The organism is Arthrobacter sp. 18067, assembly GCF_902706295.1.
In the GTDB taxonomy this organism is placed as follows: domain Bacteria; phylum Actinomycetota; class Actinomycetes; order Actinomycetales; family Micrococcaceae; genus Arthrobacter.
This window is the reverse complement of sequence record NZ_CACSJJ010000108.1, coordinates 1-400: the sequence shown is the minus strand read 5'-3', so window position 1 is coordinate 400 and position 400 is coordinate 1. Positions and strand designations below refer to the sequence as shown.

Sequence of the window (400 nt, the reverse complement as noted above, 5' to 3'; positions counted from 1 at the left end):
CATGCTGCGGCTGCGCGACTGCCGGGCGGCGATCGCCAACTTCTTCGCCTCCGGGCTGTTCGCGCTGGGGCCGAAGCTCGGGCCCATCCTCTGGCAACTGCCGCCCACCCTGCCCTTCGACGCAGGCACGCTGGAGGAATTTCTGGGCCTGCTGCCGCACGACACCACACGGGCCGCCGCCCTGGCGCGCGAGCGCGAGCCGCGCATGCGGGGCCGTGAACGCCTGGAGCCACCCGCGCCGGCCTGCCTCATCCGCCATGCGCTCGAAGTGCGGCACGCAAGCTTCGCCACGCCCGAGTGCATCGCCCTGCTGCGCCGCCATGGCGTCGCGCTGGTGGTGGCCGACACGGCGGGGCGCTGGCCGGAACTCGGCGACGTGACGGCCGATTTCGTCTACCTG

Annotated in this window: 1 protein-coding gene; it reads left to right on the top strand. The window is 73.2% G+C overall.

The genetic code is table 11. The features are described from left to right. On the top strand, nt 1-400 hold a 400-nt coding region (locus tag GVL04_RS24310), incomplete at both ends, for a DUF72 domain-containing protein (RefSeq protein ID WP_159709184.1).